The sequence below is a fragment of the Sinomonas terricola genome (genome assembly GCF_034931225.1).
GTDB classification, from domain to species: Bacteria; Actinomycetota; Actinomycetes; order Actinomycetales; family Micrococcaceae; genus Sinomonas; species Sinomonas terricola.
In genome coordinates this window covers 15,985-31,726 of the sequence record NZ_JAYGGQ010000013.1, presented here as the reverse complement: position 1 = coordinate 31,726, position 15,742 = coordinate 15,985, and the positions used below count along the sequence as shown (strand labels likewise).

Annotated in this window: 16 protein-coding genes; 6 read left to right on the top strand and 10 right to left on the bottom strand. The window is 70.1% G+C overall.

Features of this window, described 5'->3' with window-relative positions; all coding sequences use genetic code 11:
• Window positions 1-223: 223 nt before the first annotated feature.
• Window positions 224-1,561, top strand: coding sequence for an RNA 5'-3' helicase PhoH2 (gene phoH2 / locus SPF06_RS15885; protein WP_323280107.1), 1,338 nt, complete (start codon window positions 224-226; stop codon window positions 1,559-1,561).
• Here phoH2 and SPF06_RS15880 read toward each other — a convergent pair.
• A complete protein-coding gene (locus SPF06_RS15880) occupies window positions 1,558-2,274 on the bottom strand; it encodes a GNAT family N-acetyltransferase (RefSeq protein ID WP_323280106.1) in 717 nt (238 codons plus the stop codon). The two genes, phoH2 and SPF06_RS15880, sit on opposite strands and share 4 nt — an antisense overlap.
• 95 nt (window positions 2,275-2,369) lie before the next feature.
• Here SPF06_RS15880 and SPF06_RS15875 point away from each other — a divergent pair, with 95 nt between their 5' ends.
• The gene (locus SPF06_RS15875; protein WP_323280105.1) at window positions 2,370-2,885 is read left to right on the top strand and encodes an A24 family peptidase; all 516 of its coding nucleotides are present in this window, start codon (window positions 2,370-2,372) and stop codon (window positions 2,883-2,885) included.
• Between the two features lie 21 nt (window positions 2,886-2,906).
• Here the strand turns inward: SPF06_RS15875 and SPF06_RS15870 are convergent, their stop codons facing one another.
• From SPF06_RS15870 to SPF06_RS15855, 4 genes are all read right to left on the bottom strand, one after another.
• A complete protein-coding gene (locus SPF06_RS15870) occupies window positions 2,907-3,392 on the bottom strand; it encodes an NUDIX hydrolase (protein ID WP_323280104.1) in 486 nt (161 codons plus the stop codon).
• Window positions 3,393-3,489: 97 nt separating this feature from the next.
• Window positions 3,490-4,920, bottom strand: coding sequence for a class II fumarate hydratase (locus SPF06_RS15865; protein ID WP_428985780.1), 1,431 nt, complete (start codon window positions 4,918-4,920; stop codon window positions 3,490-3,492).
• A 47-nt stretch (window positions 4,921-4,967) separates the two neighbouring features.
• Complete coding sequence (locus SPF06_RS15860; RefSeq protein ID WP_428985785.1) at window positions 4,968-5,570, bottom strand: carbonic anhydrase; 603 nt, start codon at window positions 5,568-5,570, stop codon at window positions 4,968-4,970.
• 104 nt (window positions 5,571-5,674) lie between these two features.
• Window positions 5,675-6,262, bottom strand: a complete 588-nt coding sequence (locus tag SPF06_RS15855; RefSeq protein WP_323280102.1) for a DUF4245 domain-containing protein — start codon at window positions 6,260-6,262, stop codon at window positions 5,675-5,677.
• Window positions 6,263-6,456: 194 nt separating this feature from the next.
• On the opposite strand from SPF06_RS15855, the gene glpX reads away from it, so the two are divergent.
• Both glpX and SPF06_RS15845 read left to right on the top strand, forming a co-directional pair.
• The gene (gene glpX, locus SPF06_RS15850) at window positions 6,457-7,494 is read left to right on the top strand and encodes a class II fructose-bisphosphatase (protein ID WP_323280101.1); all 1,038 of its coding nucleotides are present in this window, start codon (window positions 6,457-6,459) and stop codon (window positions 7,492-7,494) included.
• Window positions 7,495-7,581: 87 nt separating this feature from the next.
• A complete protein-coding gene (locus tag SPF06_RS15845; protein ID WP_323280100.1) occupies window positions 7,582-8,685 on the top strand; it encodes a lipid II:glycine glycyltransferase FemX in 1,104 nt (367 codons plus the stop codon).
• A gap of 33 nt (window positions 8,686-8,718) precedes the next feature.
• On the opposite strand, the gene manA is transcribed toward SPF06_RS15845, so the two are convergent.
• Genes manA through SPF06_RS15825 form a run of 4 tightly spaced genes read right to left on the bottom strand, consistent with a single transcriptional unit; the run spans window position 8,719 to window position 13,448 of the window.
• The gene (manA, locus tag SPF06_RS15840) at window positions 8,719-9,984 is read right to left on the bottom strand and encodes a mannose-6-phosphate isomerase, class I (protein WP_323280099.1); all 1,266 of its coding nucleotides are present in this window, start codon (window positions 9,982-9,984) and stop codon (window positions 8,719-8,721) included.
• Between the two features lie 53 nt (window positions 9,985-10,037).
• Window positions 10,038-11,672, bottom strand: a complete 1,635-nt coding sequence (locus tag SPF06_RS15835) for an LCP family protein (protein WP_323280098.1) — start codon at window positions 11,670-11,672, stop codon at window positions 10,038-10,040.
• A gap of 10 nt (window positions 11,673-11,682) precedes the next feature.
• Complete coding sequence (purE, locus tag SPF06_RS15830; RefSeq protein ID WP_323280097.1) at window positions 11,683-12,258, bottom strand: 5-(carboxyamino)imidazole ribonucleotide mutase; 576 nt, start codon at window positions 12,256-12,258, stop codon at window positions 11,683-11,685.
• A complete protein-coding gene (locus SPF06_RS15825) occupies window positions 12,255-13,448 on the bottom strand; it encodes a 5-(carboxyamino)imidazole ribonucleotide synthase (RefSeq protein WP_323280096.1) in 1,194 nt (397 codons plus the stop codon). The genes purE and SPF06_RS15825 overlap by 4 nt, the downstream gene beginning before the upstream one ends.
• A 213-nt stretch (window positions 13,449-13,661) precedes the next feature.
• Between SPF06_RS15825 and SPF06_RS15820 the strand changes: the two genes are divergently transcribed.
• The gene (locus SPF06_RS15820) at window positions 13,662-14,213 is read left to right on the top strand and encodes a GtrA family protein (RefSeq protein WP_323280095.1); all 552 of its coding nucleotides are present in this window, start codon (window positions 13,662-13,664) and stop codon (window positions 14,211-14,213) included.
• 3 nt (window positions 14,214-14,216) lie between these two features.
• Here SPF06_RS15820 and SPF06_RS15815 read toward each other — a convergent pair whose 3' ends face one another.
• Window positions 14,217-14,936 carry a TIGR03089 family protein gene (locus SPF06_RS15815; RefSeq protein ID WP_323280094.1) on the bottom strand — a complete coding sequence of 240 codons (720 nt, stop codon included), beginning with the start codon at window positions 14,934-14,936 and terminating at the stop codon, window positions 14,217-14,219.
• A 244-nt stretch (window positions 14,937-15,180) separates the two neighbouring features.
• Here SPF06_RS15815 and SPF06_RS15810 point away from each other — a divergent pair, with 244 nt between their 5' ends.
• A complete protein-coding gene (locus SPF06_RS15810; RefSeq protein ID WP_323280093.1) occupies window positions 15,181-15,735 on the top strand; it encodes a WhiB family transcriptional regulator in 555 nt (184 codons plus the stop codon).
• Window positions 15,736-15,742 lie beyond the last annotated feature (7 nt).

The window sequence follows — 15,742 nt, the reverse complement described above, 5'->3', positions numbered from 1 at the left end:
GTCACGAATTACATTCCTGTGATTTACCCGACACTCCCTTAGACGTAACCTGCTCGCAATCGACCGCGGCGTAGATTGACGCCATCGGGAGGCACCCGCCACCCGACGCGGGGAGGCCGAATATGGGCGTTGCGTTGCAGCAGCTCCAGGAGGCCGGTCCCGGCCTCGCGGCCGAGCCGGCAGGAACTGGAGATGCCGGGGAGACCCGGGGGCTGGAGTCGACGTGACGACCACTGGAGTACTGGCCGAAGAGCCCACCGCCGCCGAAGAGGGCCGCCGCACCTACGTGCTGGACACCTCCGTTCTGCTCTCCGACCCGAGGGCGATCCTGCGGTTTGCGGAACACGAAGTTGTGATCCCGGTCGTCGTGATCACCGAGCTCGAGGCCAAACGCCACGATCCCGAACTCGGCTACTTCGCCCGCAAGGCCCTGCGGCTCCTCGACGACCTCCGCGTCGAGCACGGCAGCCTCGGCACGCCGATCCCTCTCGGCAGCCAAGGAGGCTCGCTCGTCGTCGAGCTCAATCACATCTCCGCCGAGGTGCTCCCCGCGGGCTTCCGCAGCGGCGATAACGACGCGCGGATCCTCGCCGTCGCGAAGAACCTCGCCAACGAGGGCCGTTCCGTCACGGTCGTGTCGAAGGACCTCCCGATGCGCGTGAAGGCCTCGGCAATGGACTTGGCCGCCGACGAGTACCGCAACGAGCAGATCGTCGATTCGGGCTGGACCGGAGTTGCGGAGATCGAGGCGGGCGAAGAGGAGGTTTCGACGCTGTATGGCCACGAGCCCGTCTTCGTGCCCGAGGCCGCAGAGATGCCCGTCAACACGGGCCTCGTGATCATCTCGCCCCGCGGCTCCGCGCTGGGCCGGGTTGGCGCGGACAAGCAGGTGCGCCTCGTGCGCGGCGATCGTGAGATCTTCGGCCTCCATGGCCGCTCGGCCGAGCAGCGGCTCGCGATCGACCTGCTCATGGATCCGACTGTCGGCATCGTCTCGCTCGGCGGCAAGGCTGGCACGGGCAAGTCGGCGCTCGCTCTCTGCGCGGGCCTCGAGGCCGTCATGGAGCGCCGCGAGCACAAGAAGGTCGTCGTGTTCCGGCCGCTGTACGCGGTGGGCGGCCAGGAGCTCGGCTACCTCCCCGGGACCGAGGCGGAGAAGATGAACCCGTGGGGCCAGGCGGTCTTCGACACGCTCGGCGCGGTGACGAGCACGGACGTGATCGACGAGGTCATGGACCGCGGCATGCTCGAGGTGATGCCCCTCACGCACATCCGCGGGCGCTCGCTGCATGACTCGTTCGTGATCGTGGACGAGGCCCAGTCCCTCGAGAAGAACGTGCTGCTCACCGTCATGAGCCGCATGGGCCAGAACTCGAAGATCGTCCTCACCCACGACGTCGCCCAGCGCGACAACCTCCGCGTGGGGCGCCACGACGGCATCGCCGCCGTCGTCGAGACGCTCAAGGGCCACCCGCTGTTCGGCCACGTCACGCTCACGCGCTCCGAGCGCTCGCCGATCGCGGCCCTCGTGACCGAGCTGCTCGAGCGGGCCGAGGTCTAGGCGCCGCCACCCGCGGTCGTCTCGCGGCCGCCGTCGTCCTGGGCCCCAGCGTTCGCCAGACCCAGGAAGGCGGCGGCCGCTTTGTGCCCCTCGACCGTGAGCTCCCAGTTCGGGCGTTTGAAGTCCTCCCGGGCGAGGCGGAAATTGAGACCGCGATCGACGACGCCGGGTCGGGCCAGCACTCGGGTCTCTCCGTTGGGGACGTACCCGAGGGAGCGGCTCACTCGCTTCGACGGCTCGTTCCAGTCGTAGGCACTCGTCTCGGCAACCTCGGCACCGAGGTGGTCGAAGGCCCAGAGAAGCACGGCGGCGCGCATCTGGGCACCGAGGCCGCGGCCGCGAGCGCTGTGGCGGAGCCATGAGCCGGTTGCCACGGTTCGCAGCAGCGGAAAGTCCTTGGCCCCGATGTCCTGGCAACCCAGGAACTCGCCATCATGCGACCAGATGCCGAACATGATGGTCCAAGCCTCGGGGTGCGCCCGGAGCCGAGACTCCCAGATCCAGCGCGCGCTGTTCTCGGCAAGCTGAGGGGACTCGTCCCAGGCATTGGCGAGCGCTGAGTGGCCAGCAGGCGCGAGGGCCGGGTCCGTGAGACCGCCGCGCGCGGCCTCGATGTAGTGAGGGATGTCGTCGTCGCGCAGGGGCCGGAGTTCGAGGGCAGGGGTGAGCAGCCGAAGGCCGAGCACCGGCCATATGTCGTCGAGAGACATCATGGCGCCACGCTAGTGCACACTCCGCGCACCGCGTCGTACAGATTCGGGTCTGGCGTTGTGGTGTCGGAGGCCGCGCGGTCGGATAGGGTCCAAGGGTGATCGTCCGATTGCCCGAGCTGTGGAGCGCGAATCCAATCGCGTTCTGGCTCGTCGTCGCGTGCCTCGCGTATTTCGTGTGGATGGCCTCACGGCTTGTCGTCATCGACATCCGGAGCCATCTCCTGCCCAATCGCATCGTGCTGCCGAGCTATTGGACTGCCGTGCCGCTCGCCGTCGCTGCGCTCATCGGAAGCGGCGGCCTCGATGTGCCTGGTCTCGTCCGCGTGCTCGGCGGCGGCATCGTGCTGTGGGTCGTGTATTTCGTGCTGCGCATCGTCTATCCCGCGGGCATGGGATTCGGAGACGTCAAGCTCGCGGGGGTGCTCGGCCTGTATCTCGGCTACCTGAGCTGGGAGCACGTGTTCTGGGGGACCGCCGCGGCGTTCCTCCTAGGCGGGCTCTTCGGCCTCGGCCTCATTCTGCTGCGCCGCGGAACCGGCAAGACCGCAATTCCGTTCGGCCCCTTCATGCTCGTCGGCGCCGGGCTCGTGCTGCTCCTCCCGGCAGCCTGAGCTCGCCTCACCGTTCAACCGTCAGCTCCCGTGGGTGTCGCCCACGAAGTGCGCCCGCCGCGCCGGATCAACGGCCCACTCGATCGCGCGGCGATGCAGCGGCGGGAGCTCGGGCAGCTCGTCGGGGGAGAACCATGAGACCTCGAGATTCTCGTCGTCGTTCACTCGGGCCTCGCCGCTCACATACGTGCACGCCATGACGACGTCGAGGTACTGCGCGTGGTCGCCGTTGGGGTACACGACCGGCGACGTCGTCCCGACGCCCGCGACATGCGTCACCTCGACCCGCACACCGGTCTCCTCGAGCACTTCGCGAACGGCCGTCGTCGCCGGCTCCTCGCCCGGTTCGACGATGCCCGCCGGGACAGTCCACCGCCCGTTGTCGGCGCGGCGCACGAGGAGCAGCCGCCCGCCGTCGTCCGTCACCACCGCCTTGACACCGGGGAGCCACAGCGGGTGGACGCCGATCATGTCGCGCAGGGTGAGGATGAAATCAGGGGTGGGCACGGCCCTAGGTTACCCGCAGGAGGTGACGGTGGACGGACGACGGCGGCCGCCCCCTCCGCGCGGGAGTGGGCGGCCGCCGTGGTCGCCGGGACGTGGACTAGGCCTTCGGGCCCGTCATCGTGGTGACGTCGAGCGCCCGGTCGAGCTGCTCGAGCGTGAGCTCGCCCCGCTCGACGTAGCCGAGCGCGAGCGTGGCCTCGCGGATCGTGAGGCCCTCCTTGACGGCCTTCTTGGCAATGGCCGCGGCGTTCTCGTAGCCGATGAACTTGTTGAGCGGCGTCACGATCGACGGCGAAGCCTCCGCGAGGAAGCGGGCCCGCTCGACATTCGCGGTGATGCCGTCCACCATCTTGTCCGCGACGACGCGCGCCGTGTTCGAGAGCAGTCGGATCGACTCAAGCAGGTTCGCGGCCATGACCGGGATGCCCACGTTGAGCTCGAACGCGCCGTTCGTCGAGGAGAGTGCGATCGTCGTGTCGTTCCCGATGACCTGGGCGGCGACCATGATCGCGGCCTCGCAGATCACGGGGTTGACCTTGCCCGGCATGATCGACGAGCCCGGCTGGAGGTCGGGGATCGCGATCTCGCCGAGGCCCGTGTTCGGGCCGGAGCCCATCCAGCGGAGATCGTTGCAGATCTTCATGAGCGAGTAGGCGATCGTGCGGAGCTGCCCGGACGCCTCGATGAGGCCGTCGCGGTTCGCCTGCGCCTCGAAGTGGTTGCGCGCCTCCGTGATGGGCAGGGCGGTGTCCTGCGCGAGGAACGAGATGACTCGCTGGGGGAAGCCCGCGGGTGTGTTGATGCCCGTGCCGACGGCCGTGCCGCCGAGCGGGACCTCCGCGACGCGCGGGAGCGAGGCCTCGATGCGCTCGATGCCGTAGCGGATCTGGGCCTCGTAGCCCGAGAACTCCTGGCCGAGCATCACGGGGGTCGCGTCCATGAGGTGCGTGCGGCCGGACTTGACGACATCCTTGAACTCCTCCGCCTTGCGGCTCAGCGCGGAGGCGAGGTGCGTGAGCGCCGGCACGAGGTCGTTGAGCAGGGCGTTCGTTGCAGCCACGTGGACCGAGGTCGGGAAGACGTCGTTCGAGGACTGGGACGCGTTGACGTGGTCGTTGGGGTGGACGACCTTGTCGATGCCCTTGTCCTTGAGCGCCCGGCTCGCGAGCTCGGCAAGGACCTCGTTCATGTTCATGTTCGAGGACGTGCCCGAGCCCGTCTGGAAGACGTCGATCGGGAAGTGCTCGTCGAACTCCCCGTCGGCGACACGGTCCGCGGCGTCGGCAATCGCGTCGGCGAGATCCCCGTCGATCACGCCGAGCTCTTCGTTGGCGCGGGCTGCAGCCTTCTTGACGCGCGCGAGGGCCTCGATGTGCTTGCGCTCGAGCGTCTTCCCCGAGATCGGGAAGTTCTCGACGGCGCGTTGCGTCTGGGCGCGGTACAGGGCGTTGGCCGGAACCCGGACCTCGCCCATCGTGTCGTGTTCGATTCGGTAGTCGGCAGAATCCTGCACGGCGGAGTCAGTCATGGCACCCAGATTAGACCCCTCGTGCGGCCGCTTCGAACCGGGATGCGCTAGACGTTGCCGATGCCGGACACGAGCTCAGCCCTGCCCTCGCCGAGCCGATAGCACACACCGAGGACGGCGGTGCGGCCCTCGTCGACGGCGCGCGCGATCACCTGGGACGTTTCGATGAGCCGCTTGCCGGTCTGCTTGACGTGCTCCACGACCGTGTCATTGACGCCCGTGACGCCGTTGCGCTGCGACGCGATGACGGACGGCATGATGCGCTCGACGAGGTCGCGCACGAAGCCCTCGGGCATCGCCCCGGTCGAGTACGCCTTGACGCTCGCGGTCACGGCCCCGCAGTTGTCGTGCCCGAGGATCACGATGAGGGGGACGTCGAGCGGATCGATCGCGTACTCGAGGGAGCCCAGCACGGCCGCATCGATGACCTGCCCGGCCGAGCGCACGACGAACGCGTCGCCAAGGCCCAGGTCGAAGATGATCTCGGCTGCGAGGCGCGAGTCCGAGCAGCCGAAGATGACGCAGAACGGATTCTGGGAGCCGACGAGTTCGTCGCGCCGCGCAGAATCCTGATTGGGATGGACGGACGTTCCGGAGACAAAGCGCTCGTTTCCTTCGCGCAGCGTTCGCCACGCCTCTGCGGGGCTCATGGATGCAGGCACGACTCCCACTGTAGACCACCCGTTCTACCCCTCGGGTGCTCTGGCGTCAGATGACGCCTCGGGATGCCCGGATGACGACGGCGCGGCGTCGCCTAGCGCGCGGGCGCGGCGACGGCCGCGGCGACGACGTCGAACTCGGCAAAGCCGGCCGAGCCGCTCACGATCACGGTCGTCTGGCCGATGGTGCCAACGTAGCTTTTCTCAACGCCCGGCTTGTCATAGAGGGTCCACTCGACTCCGCCCGCCGTGCGCGTGCCGGTCTTGGGCGCCTGCTTGACCTGCTGGGCGATCCAGGTCGGATTCGCGGACGCGGTCTGGACGATCGAGACGAACTGCTGCTGCGGGGTGACCCATCCGACGTCCCAGTGCGCGACGCCGTCTGACGCGCCGCCTTCCCACCGCGCGTAGTTCGCGGTGTAGCCCGCGGGCAGCTCGGGGGCGGCGGGGGAGAAGCCTGCGACGCCCTTCGCGTCCGCGGCGACGGCGGAGACGTCCACCGTAGGCCGCTGGACGGGGCTCTGCGGGTTCGCGCTCAGGAGGACGACGGGGAGCAGGACGAGCAGCGAGACGGCCAACGCCATGATCATGCCGATGACGGACGCGTTCGCCCGCTTGGCCGCCGCGGGCGTGAGGACCGGCTTGACGGGGGATGCGGGGGTCTCTTCGTGGGTGCTGCTCACCGTTCCATTGTCCCGCACGCCGTGGCCCGGCGGGGACGCGCGGGGTTGGCCCCCACGCGGAGCGGGTGGGCGCACAGCCAGGAGGACGACGGCGCGCAGTCACATTTGCGCGCATGTGACCGCGGTCATCGCAGTCCTCGGGCGCAGCCCGCAGACTATGATCAAAACAAATCCGACTCGAAGAAGAGGTCACTGTGTCCCCTGAGCCGAACGTCAGCCAGTACTCGACCCTTTCCAGCGCTCTCACCCTCGGAGCCGATGAGCCGGATCGCAACCTCGCTCTCGAACTCGTCCGCGTCACCGAGGCCGCCGCCATCGCCGGCGGCCACTGGGTGGGCTTCGGCGACAAGAACAAGGCCGACGGCGCCGCGGTCGACGCGATGCGCTCCTTCCTCCACACGGTCCACTTCAACGGCGTCGTGGTGATCGGCGAGGGCGAGAAGGACGAGGCCCCCATGCTCTACAACGGCGAGCGGGTGGGAGACGGCACGGGGCCCGAGGTCGACGTCGCCGTCGACCCGATCGACGGTACGCGCCTCACCGCGCTCGGCATCAACAACGCCCTCGCGGTCCTCGCCGTCGCGGAGCGCGGCACGATGTTCGACCCGTCCGCGGTGTTCTACATGGAGAAGCTTGTGACGGGCCCCGAGGCCGCCGATCTCGTGGACCTCCGCCTCCCGGTCAAGCAGAACCTCCACCTCATCGCGAAGGCCAAGGGCGTCAAGGTCAACCAGATCAACGTGTGCATCCTCGACCGCGACCGGCACAAGCCGCTCGTCGAGGAGATCCGCGCGGCCGGCGCCCGCACGAAGTTCATCCTGGACGGCGACGTCGCGGGTGCGATCGCGGCAGCCCGCTCGGGCACGGGCGTCGATGCGCTCATGGGCATCGGCGGCACGCCGGAGGGCATCGTCGCGGCGTGCGCGATCAAGTCCCTCGGCGGGGTCATCCAGGGCCGTCTGTGGCCCACGAGCGACGAGGAGAAGCAGAAGGCCGTCGACGCCGGGCACGACCTCGACCGCGTCCTCACGACCAACGACCTCGTGAAGAGCGACAACTGCTACTTCGCCGCGACCGGCATTACCGACGGCGACCTGCTCCGCGGAGTCCGCTACTCGAAGGACCGGGTCAAGACGCAGTCGATCGTCATGCGCTCGAAGTCAGGCACGGTGCGCTTCGTCGATGCCGAGCACCACGCGAGCAAGTGGGAGAGCTGGGCCCGCCAAGCCTGATCTCGGCCCGGGCCCTGGCAGGCGCCGTCCGGAACGCCGCTAGACTGGCGTGCGGCCACAGCGAAGCTACACCCGCCCAGGAGGACCATGACCGCCGAGAGCCAGCTGCCCCGCCGCGACCTGACGGTCCGCGCGTGCACTGACCGAGCCGAATGGGACGCCCTCGTCAACTCGCGGGGCGGCCACCCGCTCCAGCTGTGGGGCTGGGGAGAGGTCAAGGCCGCGCATCATTGGCGCACCGAGCGGCTCGTCGTGGGCGACGGCGCGGAGGTCCTGGGTGGGGCCCAGGTCCTCTATCGGGCCCTCCCGTGGCCGCTCAGGTCGCTCGCGTACCTCTCGCGCGGCCCCGTGTGCGCGCCGGAGGACGCGGGGGCGGTGCTCGACGCCGTCGCCCGCCACGTGCGGTCGACGCGCGGTTCGGTCGCGCTCGTCGCCGAGCCCGATTGGGACGCGGGCACCGACGGTGCGCAATCCGCTGGGGAGCAGGGGCTCGCGGCGGCGGGCTTCGCGCGTACCGAGAACACCATTCTCATTCCGCGCACGCTCATCCTCGACCTGACCCAGGACGACGACGCGCTCATGGCCGCGATGTCCCGCACGACGCGTGCGAACGTCCGCAAGAACCTCAAGGGCGGCCTCGCATTCCGCAAGGTTGCGACGGAGGCGGAGCTCGAGCAGGTCCTCGCGATCTACCGCGAGACGGCGAGGCGCGCGGGGTTCGGCATCCACGAGGACCGCTACTATCGCGACATCTGGCGGCTCCTCGGCGACGATTCGCCGGTCGTCGCGGCGTTCGACGGCGATGAGGTCGTCGCGTTCGTGTGGATCGCCAAGAGCGCGGGGACGGCGTTCGAGCTCTACGGCGGCGTGAACGCCGCGGGGCAGAAGGCCCGCGCGAACTACGGCGTCAAATGGGCCGCGTTCACCGCCATGCGGGCCGACGGCTGCACCCGGTACGACCTCAATGGCCTGCTCAACGACGGCATCTCCGACTTCAAGAAGCAGTTCGCCCAGCACGAGAACTTGCTTGCGGGAACGTGGGAGCTCCCGCTCTCGCCTCTGTACCCCATGTATTCGACCGGGATGCCCATCGCACGCCGGACCCTCCAGAAGGGGCGCGCAGCAGCGAAGGCCGCCGTCGTCGGCGCGAAGCGGGCTGCAGGGCGCGCGCGGGCGTTCGCGCGCCGCTAGCCCAGCTCGGCCTGGAACGGCACCGAGGCGGCCTCAGCCGATCCCGGCGCCGAGCCCCGTCGTGACGGCGAACGCGAGCACTCCGCCGTCGCCCGCGTGGGCGAGTGCAGGCGCCTCGGGAGCCGGGACGAACGCCGCGTCGCCGCGGGAGAGCGCGAGATCGCCCTTCGGGGTGTCGAGCGTGAGCGAGCCGTCCACGACGAGGACGACGGCGGCCCCCGCCTGCGCGACGGGCACCGGCTCGGGCCGGGTCCCCGGCGCCCCCGCGGGAACGTAGATGCGCTGAAGCTGGAACTCCCCGAACGGGGGCCGGTAGAGCTCCTGGCCGAGCTCCGATTCCGTGGGCGCGAGAAGAGGGACCGGGAGGGCCTCGAAGGCCACGGTCGCGAGCAGCTCCGAGACGTCGACGTGCTTTGGCGTGAGCCCGCCGCGCAGCACATTGTCCGAGGAGGCCATGACCTCGATCCCGAGGCCCGAGAGGTAGGCGTGCACGTTGCCCGCGCCAAGCGCGAGGGCCTCGCCCGGGGCGAGCGAGACGCGGTTGAGCAGGAGCGAGATGAGCACGCCGGGGTCATCCTCGTATTCGCGGGCGAGGTCGGCGACGGTGCGGAGCCCGGCGTCGTCCATGTCGGCCGCCGCGACCGCGCGGTCCACGGCCGCTGCCGCCGCCCGCACGGCGTCGCGGACTTGCTCGCCGCCTGCGATGAGGCGCGCGAACGCCGTCTGCAGAGCGTCGCCCTCATCGGGGCCGCGGAGGATCTCGGCCACCTGTTCGGTGACCTCGGCGGCCTCCTGCCCCGCTAGCAGCGCGGTAAGCGCCTCGAAGCGTGCCGCTGCCTCGGCGGGCGCCCGGAAGCCGCACAGCGCCTCGAAGGGGGTCAGCGCGAAGATCATCTCGGGCTTGTGGTTGTCGTCCTTGTAGTTGCGGTGCGGTGCCGCGCGGTCGATGCCGGCGGCCTCCTCGGCCGCAAACCCCGCCTGAGCCTGTTCGAGGGTCGGATGAACCTGGAGGGACAGGGGGCGGTCCGCGGCGAGGACCTTGAGCAGGAACGGCAGCCTGGGCCCGAACGCGGCGACGCTTTCGGCGCCGAGCAGGCCCTCGGGGTCCCTCGCGATGACATCGTCGAGGCCTGGCGCGCCGTCGCCCGGCGCGGTGAGGACGCGCGACGGCGAGTCCGGGTGGGCCCCGATCCACAGTTCGGCCTCGGGCCCGCCGGAGGGGGTTCGGCCAAGGAGCTCCGCGATCGCGGTCGAGGAGCCCCATGCGTACGGGCGCAGCGAGTTCAGAAGGAGGTGCATGCTGGTGCTCCGGGTTCGTGTCGAGGCGGATGCGGGAAACGACGGGGGAGCCGTCACATCGGGGTGCATTGGCCGTTGTTGGCCATGATCGCGTTGAGGATGTCGTTCTGGCCTGTCTTGAAGAGGTAGTCGAGGCGCTTAGCATCGACTCGCACGCCGTCTGGGCCCATGGTGTTGTACTGGTTGGCTGGGACAGTCGCTGCGCGGGCGGCCATCGCAGCCGCGGGTGCCACGGCCACGGGCGCCGCGAACGAGGCGGCGCCGCCCGTGCGCGAGGATGCGCCGGCCGCCTTGGGCGACGGCGATGCCGGGGCCGTGAGTACGCTCTTGACCTTCGCCTGGATCTGGTCGAAGTCGGGGTAGGTCGGGAAGTTGGCCGGGAAGTCCGGCGGCCCGATGACGAGCCGGCTCACGGGCTGGCCCTTGCCCTTGATGGCAAGGTCCACGAAGCTGCCGAGCTGGGAGGCCGAGATGTTCGACTCGACGACTTTCGTGCCGGCGTTCGCGATGGACTCGAACTTCGTGAGGACGGTCGCGGGGTTGAGCTGGTTGATCATCGCCTGCTGGATGCACTGCTGGCGGGCAATGCGATCGTAGTCGCTCGCGAATTCGCGCGAGCGCCCGTACCAGAGCGCGTGGAAGCCGTCGAGCGTCTGGGGCCCCGGCGCGATCCAGCCGACTGGCTGAGCATGGTCTCCCGCGTCGTCGAGCGCGGCGCCGCTCATCGGCACCCAGCCGCCCGCATTGACCTTGATGCCGCCGAGCGCGTCGACGAGCTGCGCGAAGCCGTCCATGTCCACGACCACATAGGCCTGGACCGTGATCCCGAGGGTGCCGGAGACGGCCTCCATCGTGGCCTGGGCGCCGGGGTCCGCGACGCCGGGATAGAGCTTCGCGTACTTCTCGGTGACCTCGGTGTTGATCGCGTTGATGAGGCAGTCGTTGCCGCAGTTGTAGCCGTCGGGGTACACGGTGCGCATGGGGGAGCCCTCGGCGAAGCGGGCGTTCTGGAAGTTGCGGGGCACCGAGATGAGGGCGGTCTGTCCGGTCGAGGCATCGACGCTCAGTACCGAGAGGCTGTCCGGCCGCCGCCCCGTGCGATCCGCGCCGGCATCCCCGCCCATGACGAGGAAGTTGTACCGCCCGTCCACGGGCGCGATCGCGGGGCCGCCGGCGAAGATGGCCCCGATCGCCCCGCGGCTCACGTTCACGAGATACGCGGCATACGCGAGGCTCCCGCTCGTGGCCACGAGGCACAGCGCGAGCGCGGCGACGGCGAGAGGGCGGGTGCGGCGCGGGAGGAGCGGGATGCGGAGCAGCCGGAGGGTGTCGAGCCACACGAGGGCCCACCCGAGCGCGAGCATGAGGAGAACGCCGATGAGCACGGCGGACGCGACGGGGTCCGTCACGAGGTTCAGGAGCAGGCTGCGGTTGATGAACCCGACGACGAGCGTCAGGAGGAGGACGAGCCACACGGCGAATGTCACGGTGAGTGCACGGCGCGCGAACACGCGGCTTCCCGCGACAAGCTGCGCGCTGCCCGGGGCGACGAGGGTCAGGGCGAGGAGGGAGAAGGCCCGCTTGCTGCGGATGCCCGGGGGCGCCTGCTCGGGGTGCCTGAGCGGCTGGGTCAGCCGGCTCCTGGGGGAGGGATTCCCGTGCTCTGTCTCGTAGCCGTGGATCACCATGCGGGCCCCCTTACCCGGGTTCCCCCGGAGTTGCTGCCTCCCGGCCGAAGACCTCGGCCACCTTCTGCCGGAGGGACGCGCCCTTGCGCGACGCCGTCTCGTTGAGCTCGTCGGCGAAGCGCGAGAGCTGGCCCGCGAGGCGCTCGGCGAGCTCATCGGTGCCCGAGGCCAGGAGGCGGACCGCGAGGAGCCCCGCGTTCCGCGCGCCGCCGATCGAGACCGTCGCGACCGGCACGCCAGCGGGCATCTGGACGATCGAGAGGAGCGAGTCCATGCCGTCGAGGGTCTTGAGCGGAACGGGCACGCCGATCACGGGGAGCGTCGTGACGGACGCGAGCATCCCGGGAAGATGCGCGGCACCGCCCGCGCCTGCGATGACGACCCGGAGCCCCCGCTCGCGCGCGGACGCGCCGTAGGCGACCATCTCGTGCGGCATGCGGTGCGCCGAGACGACGTCAGCCTCGAACGGGACCCCGAACTCGTCGAGCGCCTCGGCGGCGGCCTCCATGACGTTCCAGTCGGAATCGGAGCCCATCACGAGGCCGACGAGCGGGCGGGCCTCGGCGGGGTGTGGGGCGGTGCTCATGCGCTCTCCTTTGCGGCATCGGCGTTGTCGGGGGCGTCGGCGCCATCGCGGATGACCGCGGCGACGCGGGAGGCCCGGGCCCTGAGGTCCCCGGGATCCGAGCCGGGGCCGCCGACGAGGTTCACGTGCCCGATTTTCCTCCCCGGGCGGACCGACTTGCCGTAGGTGTGGACCTTCGCGGCGTCCTCCGCCGCGAGTGCGGCAGGGTACGAGCCGTAGAGATCGCCGTTCGCGCCGCCGAGGATATTCTTCATGACGGCCCAGTCGCCGAGCACGCGAGTGCTGCCGAGCGGGAGGTCGAGGACGGCGCGGAGGTGCTGCTCGAATTGGCTCGTGACGCAGCCGTCCTGGGTCCAATGCCCCGTGTTGTGCGGCCGCATCGCGAGCTCGTTGACGAGGAATCCCTGCCCGCGGCCCGGGGTCTCGAAGAGCTCGGCGGCCATGACGCCCGTGACGCCGAGGTCTGTCGCGATCGCGAGGGCCGCGGCCTGCGCTGCCTCCGCGACGGCCGGGTCGAGGCCCGGCGCCGGGGCGATGACCTCGTCGCACACGCCGTCGACCTGGATCGTGTGGACGACTGGCCAGGCGCGGGAGGCCCCGCTCGGGGTGCGCGCGATGAGCACGGAGAGCTCGCGCGCGAACGTGACCATCTCCTCGGCGAGGAGCGGAGTCATGGTGCCGAACCAGTCGATCGAGGCCGCGGCGTCCGCGGACGAGCCGAGGACGCGTACGCCCTTGCCGTCATAGCCGCCGCGGGGGGTCTTGAGGACGATCGGCCATCCGATCTCGTCCCCGAACGCGACGAGGTCCTCGACGTGGTGGACTGCCGCCCACCGCGGGTTGGGGAGCCCGAGGCGCTCGACGGCGGAGCGCATCTTGAGCTTGTCCTGGGCGTGCACGAGCGCGGCCGGCCCGGGCTGGACGTTGACCCCCTCGGCCATGAGCGCGAGGAGGTGCTCGGTCGGCACGTGCTCGTGGTCGAACGTCAGCACGTCGACGCCCTGCGCGAACTCGCGCAGATCCTCGAGGCTGCGGTAGTCGCCGACGGGGGCCTCTGGGACGGCTGGCACGGCTGAGACGTCCTCGGCTTCCGCGAGGACGCGGAGCTCGAGCCCGAGGGCGGTTGCGGGAGGGGCCATCATGCGCGCCAGCTGGCCGCCTCCGACGACGCCGATCACAGGGAAACTCACCCGCCAAGCCTACCGAACTGGGCCCCGCGACCTGTGAATCCGCACCGCCGCGCCCTGGGCGATGCGGGTCAAGGATAGAATGGTGGTTCGGGCGTCCTCGCCTGAGCTGCCCTTCGCGGGCTTGCCAGGCACCTATCAGGAACCGGTAGGAGGATGCCACGAGGGCCGGCGACTTTCCGCGAGGCCGATGCGTAGAACCAGTCCCGGAGGAACATGATCAACGCCATTTCGGAGCGCTTGCGCGGCCTTGTCTCGCTTTTCTGGCGGGAGGTGGCGAAGTTCGGGCTCGTCGGCGGCGTCGCCTTCGTCGTCGACTCGGCCGTGTTCGTGGGGCTCCTCAACGGGCCCCTCCACAGCAGCGAGGTCTGGGCCAAGTCGATCGCGACGGTCGTGGCGAGCATCTTCTCGTGGGTCGCGAACCGCTACTGGACGTTCCGGCACCGGAAGCAGGCCAACGTGGTCCGCGAAGCCATCCTGTTCGCGATCATGAACGGTGTGGGCCTGCTCATCGCGGCGGGCTGCGTCGCGTTCACGAAGTACATCCTGCTCATGACGGACAAGGTCTCGATCTTTGTTGCGGGCAGCATCGTGGGCCTCGTGCTCGGCACGATCTTCCGCTTCTTCGCGTACCGGTTCTGGGTCTTCAACGTGGAGCTCGACGCCGAACCCGGCTACGAGGGCGACCACGAGATCTTCGAGCCGCACCCCACGGCGGCGGTCGCGGCCGCCAAGCCCGGAGGCCCGGGCGAGCAGTCCGAGGGCTAGCCTTCAGCCTTCCGTGATCCGTTCCGCCTCGCGCAGGCGCGGCGTGTCGGGGACCTCGGCGTGACGGAGGACGGCGGAGCCGTCCGCTGCCCAGACTCCGAGCAGAGCTGCGAGGACGTCGCGCAGCGGGCGGGAGGCGTCGACGAGCACGCGGGCCCCCGGCGTCGCGGGCGTCGCGAACCGCCCGAGCAGCTCCGCCTGCGTGAACTGCTCCCCATCGAGGCGAGCCGCGCCGTCGTCCGCCGACGGGGGATCGAACGGATCGAAGGAATCGGCGAACTGGCGGACGAGCGCCGCGTAGTCGAGCTCGCCGGGCGCGAGCTGCCCCGGGTACGAGAGGTCGAGCGCACCGAGGGCGACGGCCACGCGCGCCGTCCCGGACCCAGCCGAGAGGTCCACGGCGGGATCGGCGGAGGAGCCGGACGTGAAGACGACGTCGGCATCCTCGTCGACGAGCACGCCGCCCGCCTGCCATCCCGCGAGGGCAATCACGGCGCTCTTCCAGTGCGCGGGCACGTCGATGCGGAACGGGGTGCCGGGCTCGGCGTCGAGCTCTTCGACCAGGAAGTTGGAGGTCTTCGCGGCCCAATTGTCAAGGACTCGGCCCGAGAGCTCGACGCGTTCTCCGCCGGGGCCGTACCACGTGAGCCTTGGGGCGGACGAGTTGCCGCCGCGCAGACGGTGGAGCAGGGCGGAGACAGTGGCGGGGGCCGTCGATTCCATGAATCCATTCTGGCGCGTCGGGGGGCGGGACGGGCCTCCCGCGCGCCCGGGCGTGGCGAACACCGTACTCTCGAATTCGGGTGGATACAATTCCCCGCCTGCACTTGACCGCCGTGTAGTTACACGGGTGTAATTAGAACCGGACAGCAACTGCGACGGCGATTGGGGGCCGCGCCGGGAGAGCCCTCCGGCAGCGGGAGCCAGACTGGCAGGCCGGCGCAGACGACCACCGAGGAGGAGCACCGTGGGACAGACGGAGCGTTTCCAGAACGACGCAGCATCCGAAGAGCAGGCTATGAGCGCCTATCAGTCGCGGGGCATTCCGGCCGACTGGTTCGTGGACCCTGCCGACCCCGACGCCGAGGAGCGCTACCGCGAGATGTCCGCGGCCGCACTCGATGACGCGGCGACGGCCTTCCTGGCCGAGCACGCGGCCTCCGACGAGGCGGCGGAACCGGACGACGAGGACGACGACGAGACCGACGCCGAGGTCGTCTCGCTCCTCGACCGCAAGCCCGCCGCGCGCCCGGCCGATCCCGTGTGGGTCGCCCTCCTGCGCCCGTCGGCGCCGGTCGAGGGCGAACTCGCGTGGCAGGCAGACGCCCTGTGCGCCCAGACCGACCCCGAGGCCTTCTTCCCCGAGAAGGGCGGATCGACGCGGGACGCGAAGAAGGTGTGCGGCTCGTGCACGGTCCGCTCAGAGTGCCTCGAGTACGCGCTCGAGAACGACGAGCGCTTCGGCATCTGGGGCGGCCTCTCGGAGCGCGAGCGCCGGCGGCTGCGCAAGCGGGCGGTTTGATCCTGGA

Bases quoted from the DNA above. Each gene is read 5' to 3' on its own strand.
- SPF06_RS15880 (WP_323280106.1), bottom strand. From the start codon at position 2,274: ATGATGTCTCTCGACGACATATGGCCGGTGCTCGGCCTTCGGCTGCTC.
- SPF06_RS15835 (WP_323280098.1), bottom strand. From the start codon at position 11,672: ATGGTGATCCACGGCTACGAGACAGAGCACGGGAATCCCTCCCCCAGG.
- manA (WP_323280099.1), bottom strand. From the start codon at position 9,984: ATGCACCTCCTTCTGAACTCGCTGCGCCCGTACGCATGGGGCTCCTCG.
- SPF06_RS15865 (WP_428985780.1), bottom strand. From the start codon at position 4,920: ATGACTGACTCCGCCGTGCAGGATTCTGCCGACTACCGAATCGAACAC.
- purE (WP_323280097.1), bottom strand. From the start codon at position 12,258: ATGAGCACCGCCCCACACCCCGCCGAGGCCCGCCCGCTCGTCGGCCTC.
- SPF06_RS15820 (WP_323280095.1), top strand. From the start codon at position 13,662: ATGATCAACGCCATTTCGGAGCGCTTGCGCGGCCTTGTCTCGCTTTTC.
- SPF06_RS15845 (WP_323280100.1), top strand. From the start codon at position 7,582: ATGACCGCCGAGAGCCAGCTGCCCCGCCGCGACCTGACGGTCCGCGCG.
- SPF06_RS15815 (WP_323280094.1), bottom strand. From the start codon at position 14,936: ATGGAATCGACGGCCCCCGCCACTGTCTCCGCCCTGCTCCACCGTCTG.
- SPF06_RS15860 (WP_428985785.1), bottom strand. From the start codon at position 5,570: ATGAGCCCCGCAGAGGCGTGGCGAACGCTGCGCGAAGGAAACGAGCGC.